At 50.7% G+C, this 13948-nt stretch carries 6 protein-coding genes; 2 read left to right on the forward strand and 4 right to left on the reverse strand.

The window, feature by feature from the left end:
• The coding region (locus tag MXE41_RS08675) for a transposase (RefSeq protein WP_247100215.1) at nt 1-3277 on the forward strand (3277 nt) is incomplete at its 5' end.
• Between the two features lie 1100 nt (nt 3278-4377).
• On the opposite strand, the gene ygjK is transcribed toward MXE41_RS08675, so the two are convergent.
• Together ygjK and MXE41_RS08685 are read right to left on the reverse strand one after the other, a co-directional pair.
• On the reverse strand, nt 4378-7740 hold the full coding sequence (ygjK, locus tag MXE41_RS08680) for an alpha-glucosidase (protein WP_247100216.1): 3363 nt from the start codon (nt 7738-7740) through the stop codon (nt 4378-4380).
• A 211-nt stretch (nt 7741-7951) separates the two neighbouring features.
• On the reverse strand, nt 7952-9088 hold the full coding sequence (locus tag MXE41_RS08685; RefSeq protein ID WP_247100217.1) for a hypothetical protein: 1137 nt from the start codon (nt 9086-9088) through the stop codon (nt 7952-7954).
• 1402 nt (nt 9089-10490) lie between these two features.
• On the opposite strand from MXE41_RS08685, the gene mutM reads away from it, so the two are divergent.
• A complete protein-coding gene (gene mutM, locus MXE41_RS08690; RefSeq protein WP_246976883.1) occupies nt 10491-11309 on the forward strand; it encodes a bifunctional DNA-formamidopyrimidine glycosylase/DNA-(apurinic or apyrimidinic site) lyase in 819 nt (272 codons plus the stop codon).
• Between the two features lie 249 nt (nt 11310-11558).
• Here the strand turns inward: mutM and coaD are convergent, their stop codons facing one another.
• Together coaD and MXE41_RS08700 are read right to left on the reverse strand one after the other, a co-directional pair.
• A complete protein-coding gene (gene coaD, locus MXE41_RS08695) occupies nt 11559-12032 on the reverse strand; it encodes a pantetheine-phosphate adenylyltransferase (RefSeq protein ID WP_246976880.1) in 474 nt (157 codons plus the stop codon).
• Between the two features lie 165 nt (nt 12033-12197).
• Nucleotides 12198-13259, reverse strand: coding sequence for a glycosyltransferase family 9 protein (locus tag MXE41_RS08700; protein WP_247100218.1), 1062 nt, complete (start codon nt 13257-13259; stop codon nt 12198-12200).
• Nucleotides 13260-13948: the final 689 nt, after the last annotated feature.

Here is a 13948-nt window from a genome sequence, read left to right on the forward strand (position 1 = left end):
ACATGGCCTGCGTAAGGAATATTTTGACTTCAAAGACCACAGAAACGGATTTGCCACCAGTGTCGGCAAGCTGGTCGCCCAGTACGATAAGACCCATGATCAGCAGGATGTATTTGAGTTCACCAAGTCAGTCAGAACCGATTCTGAAGGTAATCCGGATCAGCTTGTAAACTCCTCTGGACGTAATCCTGTTGGCATTCCTCATGGTGATGAGAAGTTAAACAAATCTGCAAAGTCCCAGGGAAAGGCCAATGATGACCTTGAAGATGATGTGAATCAGGCTGCTACTGAGCTTGAAAACGAGGAGGAAGAGCTTTCAGAAGATGCAAAGAAACTTGTAAATGCCTGTAAAGCCAATAAGAAACACAAATCTTCCAGAAAGAAGGCCGGGAAAAAAAGCAAAACCAGTCAAAGAAGTAAGCCTCGAATAAGGGACTTACCTGCGATCTCTCTTCCTGATGCCCTCATTCATCATTACGGCGATTTTTTTAAATCATATGGAGATGATGATACCAGGAGCATTATTTTTTCCTACCATAAGTCGGATTTATGCCCAAAAGAGTTCGTTATTGGCCGCCAGGAGAACGGCTCATGTTTATATATGGTGACCTCTTTTGGATGCACCAATTACCTGACTAATTTTGCTCTGTTTATTCAAAGGTATACAGTAGCCAAGAACACAATCCTTGTTCTGTTCGACAAGGTCAAAAAAGAATTTGATCTCAAGTTTGAAAAGGGTATGGACTACCCGGCTGCTGGAAACGGCCTGCTGAGCATGGCGGTTGTTAATGACATCCTCAATGGAGTTTTCAATGGCAGGCGTTCAATAAACAGCTATGCCACTGAAATAGCTGCGAAATTCTCCATAAGCCAGGATTACGTAAACAGGCTTGTCAGAAAGCATCAGCAGTTTACCTCATTACTTGCTCAATGCCTTATCAGGGCAGTTGTGTCACTCCTTCCAAGGGCATCGACTGATGAAACCCCTACCTCTGTGCTGTCAATTCAGGGGCGCTCCAAGGTAAGCGACGAAATCAGGTCAAACATGTCTGAGGACGATGTTTCCCATATAACTGATACTTCTCAGCCTTATAGCATTGTATGGAAAAGCAATGAGCCCGAGATTCCGGCTGTTGCCTGTACACTGTCATTCGGACGCAGTGTTTTCAGCCTTGAAACATCAACTCACATGTTCTGGACTGATGTGGAAAGTGTGCTCAATGGCGGAGACCTCATGTGCCTGAAGCAGATGCTTACTGATGGCTACCAGCCTTATGTCTATGAGTCAGCAAGGCTTGGTATTGAGCTTTTCATGTGTCATGCCCATGGACGCAGTGAGTTCTTTAAATCTGCCAATCCCAAGGGACTCAAAAAGTTTATCGATAAGTTTGATAAAGAAGAGCGCATTAATAAGATTAAGAGCTACCTGAAAGGCGGCAACAGCAATATTGCAAGCACAATTGTTATTTCGCTGTACGGATCATTCTTTGCCATTGATCAGAAAGTTCAGGATCTGCTTGAAGAGTCAAGAAGCCTTAAGAACGGCGAAAACGTCACTGACGAGGACCTTGTCAAAGCTGATGCCTGTCGTGAAGAGGCTGCGGCCCTGCGCTTAGGACCTATGTGCGAGCTTCTGGACCTGATCTATGATGTTATTGATACTATGAGGGATCAGTACACACTTAAGAAAGGCAAGTGGGTAAGCACCGTCAAAGGCAATGACTATGCATCACCATGCGTGTATCTGCTCAACCACAAGGAGTATTTTTATAATTGCATTAATAATGTCGACATGGTTATTCATAACAATGATACTGAGCAGGTTATGAGCGGTATTGCTTTACAGCGCAAGAATGGATACCTGACAGTATCTGTCAAAGGTGCTGAGCTTGATTGCGCTACCCGCACAGTTGTTGAAACTCTGAAAGCTAATGGACTTGACATTTATCAGGGCCTGAAAGACCTGTCATTTGTTTGCTACCTGCAGCTGCTTACCCTTATCATGAATGATGAAATCATGAAAGGAAATATCGGCTACAACAAAGAAAAAGATACTACATACAGCAAGGGTGTGCTGCCAATGCCCGATGAAAATCGCCTCCTTGAGATGATGCCAGGCATAGACTTTGTGAAACTTATCCCGGTACTTTTTAATGAGACTGCTCAGTCAGCCATAAAAAAACTTGGAAGCTCCAATGGCTCTGGTGAAGAAATTTACAAAAAGATCAATGACAGAGCCCATGATCTCCTTAAGGAGTGGCTAAACAGGTTTCATGAGCAGGAATTCCGCAAAATCTACGCTTCAATAGATCGTCATGAATCAGATTTAAATGACTGTGAAGAAGAGTTTAACAGCGTTGCTGATGAGTATAGGCAGCATGCACAATCCTCTGCTGCGGCTTCAGGTGGTCAGCCTGATTCAGGCACCGACCCTGCCCAGGGTACGTCGCCAGGGCCTGAAACTGACCCTGGGGGAGCGCCAGGACCTCAATCCGGGCAGGCTCAGGATAATCAGACACAGTCATTATCTGAAGCAGAAGAGGAAGAAATTAATCAGGCAGTTCGCTCCAACCAGATAATAGAGATTGTTAAGAGAGCCAGAAATGCAAACAAGATAGCGAGGATTAAGTCCAGTGAACTTGAGAAGGCTCTGACCGGTGAACGCGGCACGGACGCTGAAACTGAAAACGCTAAAGCTGATGAATTTGCAAAGGAGTGCGGACTGTTAGCTGATGATGAATATGACAAAGGCACGAACAACCGCCCAATTTCCGTCAAGAGCTTTTTAAGTCATATAAACAATAAAATCAGTCACGGGATAGACATATGTACATTGATGCACAATGATCTTGAAAGTGACACCAGCTCAGGAGAGTATGATTTAAAGCTTGTTAAAGAGGTCATCGAACCTGGTGTTCTCAAAAAGTTTACAAGTGAACAAAATCTCCTTTCAAATACCAACAGCAGCCTGAGAAGCAGGGGCATGGCAGGATCAAATCTTTCATACAGCATAAACTTCTTGATCGACCATGTGTCTGTAGCCTGGCATAACGCTCAGAAAGCAACAGGAGAAAGTCGTGAAGAACTCAGGAAGATTGCTGTCAACAGCATTAACTGGCTGTCCAGTTTTCTTCAGGACTGCCGAGAGCACATGAATGATGTGTTTTTCCAGATAGCTGAAGATGCCCGCTCAAGGAGCGTTGCTATGGAGGCCATGGTTAAAAGGCTCGAGGACAGGGCTTTAGCCCTGAACATTCAGCTGCCTCCAAGACCTTAGATGTCTCTTGGGTTCAGGCGCTTTCCAAAACATTTTATTACCTGTCAGGTATGGTTGACTACGTCTTCAGCAGCTGCTGTCAGACCGGTTGACTATGCCTGAACCAAAGTACTGATACCGTCTATTACCTCTGGGAAGGGATACCGACCCAGGGGTTTTGTGCGTCCGCTTCCTGCCATCGAACCACCTTTGCCTCTAAATCTAAAACCCCTTTCCTGAACGGTCAAATATTTTTCCTCCAGCCTTAGACAGGGATCTGTCACTGTCGATTGGGTGCATGAGGCACCGCCTTTCCTCCCGTCAGGTCGGTCCGGCCTGCCAGTTGCCAGCCACCGGACATGTGACCAGTCTGTGGACTGGCTTGCCGGCTATCCGGTCATCGGTCCCGCTACAAGTCAGGGCCGCCCGCCTGCCGAGCATCCGGTCACCAGCCGCGCTACCTGTCATGGCAACCCGGCCTGCTGGCAATCCAGCCAGCGTCCGTGCCATCAGTCAGGGATGCCAGGCATGTCGGTCATCCGGTCACCAGCCGCGCTACCTGTCATGGCAACCAGGCCTGCTGGCAATCCAGCCAGCGTCCGTGCCATCAGTCAGGGATGCCAGGCATGTCGGTCATCCGGTCACCGGCCGAGCTACCTGTCATGGCAACCCGGCCTGCAAGCCAAATATCCGACGGACATGCCCCCCGTCATTCGTCCTGGGAACTGCCATGCGGCATATCACCCCCTGTTAGCATGGCACTATTTTACCTAAGATAATCATCAATATGTTACCGTTAAGGAAGCCTACAGACAATCGACCCGCTCAAGCCCTTGCACTCACAATGCGTCCCGGCATCAGCGCCGCCAGCTCCGAAAGCTCCGCAGCTGCGCACCACCTGAGACTGCATGCCCCCGAGCGGCTATGGCATGACTGGGGCCAGCCAATGGCTCTGTTGAGGCTCTGCGGGGAGCAGGTAACAGCTGACAGACCTTTAACCGGGAGAGAATACTTGAGCGTGATTATTAAGAGCAAAAAGGCAGCCCGAAGGCTGCCTTAATTAATTGGGAAGAAAATATTAGCAAGATAGTCCGAACAGCAAGCTGCCTCGGTCCTGACTTTTATTTAGCCTGAGCTGGTGCAGCGGCTGGAGCCTGGGCTGCAGGTGCAGCTGGAGTGGCAACCTGAGCCGGTGCGGCCCTTACAGGAGCTGGAGCAGCCTTTACTGGGGCTGGTGCAGCAGCGGCAGCTGGAGCAGCCTTTACTGGTGCATGAGCAGCAGCTGGGGCAGACTTAACAGGGGCTGGAGCGGCAGCTGGGGCAGCCTTTACTGGTGCATGAGCAGCAGCTGGGACTGCCTTAACAGGGGCTGGGGCAGCCTTTACTGGGGCTGGTGCAGGAGCGGCAGCTGGAGCAGCCTTTACTGGTGCATGAGCAGCAGCTGGGGCGGCTTTAACAGGTGCATGAGCAGCAGCTGGGACTGCCTTAACAGGGGCTGGGGCAGCAGCTGGGGCAGCCTTAACAGGTACAGGAGCGGCAGCTGGAGCAGCCTTTACAGGGACTGGAGCGGCAGCTGGAGCAGCCTTAACAGGGGCTGGGGCGGCAGCTGGAGCAGTCTTAACCGGTGCATGAGCAGCAGCTGGGGCTGCCTTAACAGGGGCTGGTGCAGCAGCTGGGGCGGCTTTAACAGGGGCTGGGGCAGCCTTTACAGCAGCTGCAACGCCGGCTGCAGCTGTGGCAGGGGCCGCAGCGTCAGCTGCAGGAGCAGCGGAGACCTGTGGTTCCTGGGCTTCAGCATCCTGCTGGTAGCTCTGAGAGTCGCGGAAGAAATCGTAGTAGAGCATGTACAGCAGAGCTGAGGACCAGGAGAAGTTAGGGGCACCCTGTGGAGCACCGTTGAGAGGGTTGTAATTTTCCTGAATTGGGCGATCGCCTGTCAGTCCATAGGCATTCTGGAAGAAGCGGTCAGCAAGCTCGAGGGCCTCCTGACGGTAGCCATACTGCTCCATACCCTTAAGGCCAAAGTAGACCTGATCTACCCAGACACGGCCGCGCCAGTAGATGTCAGGACCGAATGCAGGGTTATCAAGGCTGGCGGTGCCAAGAGGAACGAAGGTGTTGAACTTCTCAGGATCCATCATCACCTTGACTACGGCATCTGCCTGCTCGCGATCGGCTGCACCATTGAATAATGGAGACCAGCCCTCAGGGCCCATACCGCGCTTGACCAGAGGCTCACCGGCACAGCCGTTGGCCATTGGTTCATCATTGATGGCAATGTCATAGTAGTAGCCGCTGTCCTTGTCGAACATACACTTGTTGATGTAGTCCTTGATATTGCCGGCCAGAGCATCAAACTTCTTTGCGTCCTCATAACGCTCAAGCACAGTGGCCATCGCGGCCAGAAGCCTGTTGTCAGAGAACATGTAGGAAGCCTGATCTACAGATTCCTGCATCAGGGAGTAGCCAAGGGCCTGTCCCTTTTCATCGAAGTTCTGGGCAAACTTGACGGTCCAGTCATTGCGATTGCCACCGGCCTCGATGTAGGCAGCAAGCTGCTCTTCATCAATAAAGCCGAAGTTTGCAGCATCGTCACGGCCACTTTCCCATGAGGCAGCAACCTGAGCTGGCAGATCGATATTCTTGTAGCCGCCAATGGCAGTAACCACATTGTAGGCATCAATGCCGTATACAGTCAGGCTAATGGTACCGTCCTCAGCAGGAGCTGCAGCCTGGCTGCCAATGCTGTTGAGCAGACGGGAGATGCCTGGATTACGTCTGGCAGTTTCCTTGAAGTCCTGATAGTAGGAGCTGAATGCGCCCACAATCTTGTTGGCGTTCTGGCGGTCATTATCATCAGCGTGGCTTGCAGCAACCTGAGTCAGCTGTCTTAACATCTCTGCAGTCAGAATTGACTTGAGAGTGGAGACTTCGGCCATGCCCGGATAGGTAACAGTAAACATCATGTCACCGTTGGCATCATTGTGGGCCTTGTCCAGAGTTGCTCCGTACTCTGGAATACCATTGCCGTTGTGGTCACGGTTGCGCAGCCACCAGTTGTGGTAGGCAACAAGCTTTGGATACATTTCCTCAAGCCATGCCTGGTCCTGCTCAACCTTGTAAACTTCCCATACAGCCCATGCAGCAAGGCTTGGCTTGGTGTTACGCTCATTCCAGTTGGAGCCGTCACCACCACGCTCAGGGCTGAAGTTGTAGGCTACCAGATCAGGAATAAAGCCCTCATCCTGAGGACGTACCGGGTCATCAGCCTTGATCTGATGCTCAAAGACTGCGCGGATATTGCTCTTGGCAACTTCAGTGTTGAAGTGTGCCATGGCAAAGGCCTGCTTCCAGGTGTCCCATGGCCATGTCTGATTGCCGGAGAACCAGCGGGCAGTAACAGAAGGAGTAACGGTGTCGTAGCTTAAGGCACCTGCGGCACCACGCCAGTTACCGTTAAGAGTTTCAATGGCCTTTACAGCTACTCTTTCCTGACGATCTGAGGCTTCATTATTAGTAAGGCCCTTAATCAGGTAGCCCTGCCAGCGCTCACGGGCAGCCTCAATGCGTGCATCAGCATTTGCCATGATGTCGGCAAACTGCTCATGGGTCTTTCTGTCTTCATCAGAAAGGAAGTAGGAATAGGCGGTGTGGAAGGTAAGAAGGGTGTCCTTGACGCGTGCTACCTGTTCGTAGCTCAGACCGTCAGAGGTAATAACAGCAGCACCGGCCGGAGCACTGCGGCAGATCTCATAGGTCGAGGTGCCGGAGGTCATAAGGGAGCCGGACTGTCTTACTTTGGAGAGGTGTATGGTAACGCCGTTTAATTCATTACCAGCGATATTGCGGGTCAGCTCAGGATACTTCTGAGCTACGGTCAGACCACTGGTGTCCTTGCCGTCGACACCTTCATATCTGTCCATCAGGGCACCGCTCCAGGAAAGAGTGAGGTTAAGACCCTTTGGATTGTGGACAGTGGTCTTCATTAAAGAGGTACGTGGGTTTACGAATACCAGCTCCATGTCGATGGTCAGAGACATAGGAACGTTGACCAGCTTCTGCTTTAACTCGCCTGGATATGAGCTGGCACTGAATTCAAAATCAACCAGCTTGCCATCGGCATATACCTTGAGCTGATCGAGGTTGGAGGCCAGGAAGTTTATGTATTCTTCAGTAAGGACGGCTGGTCCAGGAAAGCCGCCTGCTGATGCCTTGTCTACAGGCAGCAGGTGACCGTGCCAGGCGCCCATGTCAAACAGCGGGCTGAAGCGCTGATGAGCGTCGCTGTCAAAATCATGCATGAAAGCAGGTACACCACGACGGTCAATTACATTTGCATAATTGCCCATAGCCATGACCTTGTGAGCCTGTGGCCTGACAGTCTGATCCGGAACTGCTGCCTGTGCGGTGCCGACAAAAGCATTGCTGGCCATTGCCAGTGCTGCCGGTATTGCCATTGCAAGAACGGATTTCCTTAAATTCATCAGCTTTAATCTCCCTGTTTGGTAAATGCTCTTCAAGAATATATAGTGCGTAAATGTTTTTAACCAGTCCAGGCATTCAGGAACATGACGGAGCTCCATGAAATTCATGGGCAGAATAACCCTGTCTCAAATAAAAATCTGCTTTGCAGCCGTCTAATGTAAGCGTTTACATGAAAGCGCGGACCAGGTCAAAAAAATAGAGCACTTACGTTTAGAAGTAGATGAACTGCTCTAGGAAGATCATGGTTTCTTCAGGGCGGTTCTTGCTGGCGCCGGTGTAAGTTCTGATATCAAAGGCGCTGGCCATGCTGCCGCCCATGTACTCCCACCAGAAGCCTCCGTTTACAAATGAGGAGGTAGTGCTGTCGTACTCGCCAAATTCGCCATCAGGATCGCCCTGGATCTGATCGAAGTTTCTTACATAGTGAGTGTAAGAGGCTGACAGCCAGAACTTGGTGAACATCTCATACTTGATGGAGGCTATTACACCGGTTTCATCGCCTAACATGGACATATCTGACTTGCCGCCACGACCGGTGTGGTGCCAGACACGCAGGCCGTAGTCACCCATGAGTGCAGCCAGGGTAAAGTAAGCGCCGGTACCGTCAGTCACTTCAGAACCGAACATTACACCGTAGCCATCAGCCCAGTCATAACGCGCATAGCCATTGATAACAGCTGTTGGATAGGTAAATTTGTCAGATGAGCTGTCATGCTTGCCTGTATGGATCAGAGCGTCGTCTTCTTCATTGAAGTCGCCGGCATCAGAGGCAGCAACGGACCATTTGAACTTGCCCTTGAGGTTTTCTACCTTAACGTAGTTAAACAGATCAGGAGTGATAGGGTGGCCATAGCCAAATTCAGGAGTAAAGTCAGTCCAGTAGGCCACGTCATCAAGAGGTGAGGAGCCGAAAACACCGTACTGGAGCCTGGTTCCATTATCGAACTCATAGCCCAGATACAGGCTGTTGGTGCCCATTTCAAAGCCACCATAGCCATGTCCTGGTACATAGCTCTCGCCATCTCTGGTCTGAACAGGGTTTGCGGCTACATACCACAGGCTGTACCAGCCGCCGTACTTGAGCTCCAGACCGGCTTCCACGTAGTTATTGGCCTCATACTTGTGGGCATACTCGCCGCCGGTTTTCATATAACCGCCAAGACCAATCTCACCGTAGATTTTCCAGTCAAACTTGCTGTCCTTGAGCTTAAGCTCTGGAGCAACACGTTCATGGTCGCCATCAGTGTTATGGGTTACAGCTGATGAGGTGGCCATAGGCTCGGTTGAGGCCAGAAAAATGTTGTCCTGACTGCCGGCAATATCGGCAGCAGCAACCTGTGAGGCCATTAATCCTGAGCAGGCTGCAAGAGCTAGTGCCAGAGCAGTTTTTCTTAAATTTGCTGATGCAGTAGTGAGGTGTGGCAACGTTTACATTCCTCGCTATAAATAAATCGCAATGGCTCTGCCGCAGCAGTTCCGATTGCGATGTCCAGAGCGCTCCTTGTCAGCTGTTCTGACAGGGCTGCCTGGTAATAAACACACACACAGCCTTGATCATTCTCAGGCTGTCCAAACACAAAACTGTAATTAAAATAGCACGTGCAATATCTGCAAAATTGTGAACTTGTGCAAAGTTTGAATCTATCGTTGTTTATTTTTTCCAAACTAAAAATAACTTTGTTTTATTATTTATAAGTCAGAAATTTTGCCACCAAAAACCGACATAATATATTTAAAAGTGACATTGTATTCGTCATTTTATGATAACAAGCCTTGAAAGCAGGCCATTTTATGATCCAGTGCCGGTCTCACACCTGAACCTGATCTTTCATGTATTTTTTATTTTTTTAATCAAAACATTTTTAATTTAGATGTTTTTAGCTTGGGATTATTGTCTTCAAATACATCGAAATATATAAGAATGTTTGCATTTAACAGGTACCAGATCTGCACGAAAAGGGCTGTAAAAGTACGGAAAAATACAGCTGAAAAACTGTACAGCACTGCACACCATGGGCAGTTATTTTTGCCTGGCAAGTGAGAGCAGGGCGGGGAGCAGTTAAGGCCAGCAGGGTTTACAGGCCTGTCAATGTATGCAGGAGTATCATTTGTGAACAGATGTTCCATGCGCAGTTGCGCAGAATTCTGGGGCATTTTGACGGGATGAACTCAGCAGGTTCAGAGATTTCAGGGCGATATCGGGGCTACAGCTGCACATACTTGTCATATGCGGTCACATTCATACAGAACATAACTGCAGCATTGGACAGTACCAAAGCCCGTTGCGTCGGCCACTGCTCCGACTGCAGCCTGGCTATTGTTCCAGCCGCTGCTAAGACCGTGGCCCCTCCTGTCGCTCCGACTATCGCTACTGCTCTTGCGTTGAACATTACGACTGTTGTTGAGCCGACTGCCGGATGCTGTAAGGCGGAGACTCATGATGCAGTCATGGCGTCGGCATGGCAGAGGGGCTGATCAGGTGGGTGGTGTTCAGGTATTGGGATCAGAAAGTACTTAAATGCATCATGGTGGATCTATGAGATGGCCAGAATAAGGGGCAGATGCTATTAATTTTCAGCTGGAATGAGAAAGGGATCTGATCTTGCCATGGTTTGATATGTTATTAGCATTTATGGCCTGTCTGTATGTAAACAGATTTAATGAGGCCTTTTTCAGGCCAGGCATGCTTTAATCCTGTGTTTATAAGCGGCATGGCGGCCCAGGTTATGTTCTGTAGGCGGGGGAGTTTATGCCTGAGTTACCAGAGGTTGAGGTCACTAAAAGAGGTGTAGAAAAGGTTCTTGTGGGCCATACCATTACCGATATGTTTATCGGCAGCCTCTCTTTGAGAGTTCCTATGAGCCAGGACCTTAAAAAGCTGGTGGGTGCAAGAATTGAGCGTCTGCAAAGACGAGGCAAGTACATCATCGTCTTTACCGACAAAGGCTCATTCATTATTCATCTGGGTATGACCGGTCACCTGAGTATTGTCGACAGCAGCAGCGACCGCGTACTGCACGATCACTTTGAAATCATGCTCGACAGCGGCACCAGCGTACGCTACAACGATGCCCGCCGTTTTGGTCTGGTGGTTTACATTGGTCCTGATGAAGACCCTTATCAGTACAAGGCTCTTACTGAACTTGGCCCTGAACCACTTGAAGACAGCTTCACTACTGAGGTACTGCTCCATAATCTGAGCAGACGCAAACTCTCTATCAAACAGGCTCTGATGAACTCGGCTGTAGTAGTAGGTGTTGGCAATATATACGCATGTGAAGTGCTCTTTGCCTGCCATATCGATCCGCGCCGTCGGGCCAGTTCCATCACCAGAGATGAAGCTGAAGATCTGGTCAAAAACATCAAGGAAACTCTCACTGAGTCCATTGCCAGTGGCGGTACCACCATTCGTGACTTTGAAGGTGCTGATGGCAAGCTGGGCTATTTCGTGCAGAACCTCAAGGTCTATGGCCACTGTGACGAGGAGTGTCCTTGCTGTGGTGGGCGAATCAAACGCATTGTTCAGGGGAACCGCTCAACCTTCTTCTGCCCTGAATGCCAGAAGTAGTCGCTCAGAGCCATTGCACCCCGGTTTCCCTGGCGTCACACAACTGGCAGCCTAGCGGCTGCACAACCGGCTGCCCGGCGGCTGCACAACCGGCTGCCCGGCGGCTGCACAACCGGCTGCCGCCACGCACCGCAGCACTAAAACACAAAAGCCGACCCCTGAGGTCGGCTTTTGTGTCTGTGCCCCAGGGCACTGACCATGCGGTGCTGGCTGCGACTGCATTTGCAGCCGCTGCTGTCAGTTGTCAGATCAGAGACATTCTTTGATGGCTTCGACCACCGGCTCAGGAACAAAAGGCTGAGCATTGCCCTTGTGGATGATGATTTCGCGTACCAGTGTTGAGCTGATGAATGAAAGGTTGCCATTAGATGGCAGCATTACAATTTCCAGATCAGGTACGGCAATGCGGTACATGCCGGTAAGCTGCATTTCATAGTCGTAATCAGCCACGGTACGAACACCACGGATCAGTACTGTAGCCTTATGCTCTGCCAGGAAGTCTACCAGCATGCCTGAAAAGCCCATGGCTGAGACATTTTCGAGCTCACTGGTGCATTTTTCTATAATTTCGACGCGTTTTTCCAGAGAAAACAGCGGTTTTTTGGACGGACTGGCTGCAACAGCGACTATTACCCTGTCAAACAGTCGGGCGGCGCGTCTGATAATGTCCATATGACCAAGAGTTACAGGGTCAAAAGTTCCAGGAAAAACAGCAATATTCATAAGGGCCTCAAAATCAGGGGCAATCCAGAGGGGCAAAGCAGGAGCAAAAGGACATAGCTGGCATGGAGGCTTAGCTTGCATTGTGGCACTCCATGCCGTGCAATATGGCCGGCCGGGGCCTTTCAGTCCATGCCCGTACGGGCGGGCTGAACAGCCTTATGACGGTCAGATGCGGTAGACATCAATGGCGCGCTCAAAGGAGGCCTGCACCATGTCCAGGGTGATCTGATCCATGGCTCCGTCCTGACGGACACGATAGCGCCATGGAATCTCTCCATTTTTGATCTCCTGACGGGCCAGACGGTGATATACGGAGACGTTAAGGTCCATGAAGTTCCATGGGCCTACTCTGTGATCGTCATGGCGGGCAAAAAGACCTATTACCGGGGTGCCAAGGGCTGAAGCAAGGTGCATACTGCCTGAGTCAGGTGCCAGCACCAGGCGGCTTATGGAAAGCATGGCTGCCAGTTCGCGCAGGGTGGTTCGACCGCACAGATTGACTGCCTCAGGACACTGGGCGGCTATGGCCGCACAGGTCTCATGCTCTATCTGGGCATTACCTCCAAGCAGTACCGGGCACATGCCGTGATCAAGGGAGTGACGGGCCATGGCCACATAGCCCTCAACATTCCAGTTTTTGCTGGCATTGGCCGAGCATGGGCAGATAGCAAAGACCTTTTCGTGGGCAACGAGGCAGCGGGCGCGGTCTACTATGTAAGGATCGAGATTGAAGTTCCAGTAAGGCTCAGCTACAGGAAGGCCGCAGGCCTGAGCAAAGGCCATGAATCCTGCCAGAACATGAGGGTTTTCAGGGGAGGTAACCTGACGGTTTACAAAGAACTTCTGGCCCTCACGGGAGCGCTCACTGTCATAGCCATAGCGGCTGTCAGCTGCAATGGCAAGTGAGCACAGCGATGACTTGATGGAGGTCTGCATATTGAGCAGTACATCGAAGCTGCTCTTTGCCATGCCTGCAAGCTCATCTTTCATCTCACGGCGCAGCTGCAGTGCCGCTGACAGGACATTGCCCTTGAAATCAACGCGGTGCATGGACACAAGATCATGTTCCTGCTCATCACAAAAGAGCGGGGCAAAACGCCTGTCTATTACCCAGGTAAGACTGGTGCCAGGCCAGGTCTGCCTGATGGCGCCAATCATGCCAAAGGCATTAATACAGTCGCCCAGAGCTGACAGACGTAAGATACAGACAGACTTGTTATGCTCCATGAGTCCTCCGCAGAGCGTTTGATCCGTTATCAGACAGGCACAAAACCCTCTGACATTACCTTGCAGCCATGATTTAACGGCGGCTGCCGCTGGGCGGCATTATAACATGCACCCCTCGGACCTCCTGGCAATGAGTACTGGCTCCAGGCACGGCCTGCGGCACCAGGCACGGCCTGCAGCACAATGCAGACTGCAGCAGGCATACAGCACGGTGCAGTTGCTTGTCCATGGCTCCTGCAGAAAGCTGGTACACAGCCACGCTCTGTGGCATGCACCAGGCTGGGGCCTGCAGACGAGTATTGCACTTGCAGGTCACAAGGTGGCTGTCTGATTTGTAAAGCAGGTACCTGGTTTCCCGGCTGTGCAGGCTTTGTGGTGTGCTGTGGGGCGGCAGTTGTGACAGGCTGTGAGGCAAGGGCTTTTTAACGGGCATATAAAGGGGCAGCCGGGCACAAGGCAAGGCCGTATGATAATATGTGCACTCTGTTCCATAATGGCTGTCATTGCGGTTTTTTCAGGCCGCTTTCCGGGGCTGTTGCCAGAATATTTAAGGACTGTTGTCTGAGAGTTTCAGGGCTGTCATCTGATGATTTCAAAACAGTTTGACTCATGCTTTATGGACAAATTATTTCAGGGGAGAGCGGTAAAGCTTCAGGCCTGCAAGAGCCTGTTCATGCTGTCTTAAAACT

The organism is Anaerobiospirillum sp. NML120449 (assembly GCF_023051105.1).
Taxonomy (GTDB): domain Bacteria; phylum Pseudomonadota; class Gammaproteobacteria; order Enterobacterales; family Succinivibrionaceae; genus Anaerobiospirillum.

Bases quoted from the DNA above. Each gene is read 5' to 3' on its own strand.
- ygjK (WP_247100216.1), bottom strand. From the start codon at position 7,740: ATGAATTTAAGGAAATCCGTTCTTGCAATGGCAATACCGGCAGCACTG.
- MXE41_RS08685 (WP_247100217.1), bottom strand. From the start codon at position 9,088: ATGGCCTCACAGGTTGCTGCTGCCGATATTGCCGGCAGTCAGGACAAC.
- mutM (WP_246976883.1), top strand. From the start codon at position 10,491: ATGCCTGAGTTACCAGAGGTTGAGGTCACTAAAAGAGGTGTAGAAAAG.
- coaD (WP_246976880.1), bottom strand. From the start codon at position 12,032: ATGAATATTGCTGTTTTTCCTGGAACTTTTGACCCTGTAACTCTTGGT.
- MXE41_RS08700 (WP_247100218.1), bottom strand. From the start codon at position 13,259: ATGGAGCATAACAAGTCTGTCTGTATCTTACGTCTGTCAGCTCTGGGC.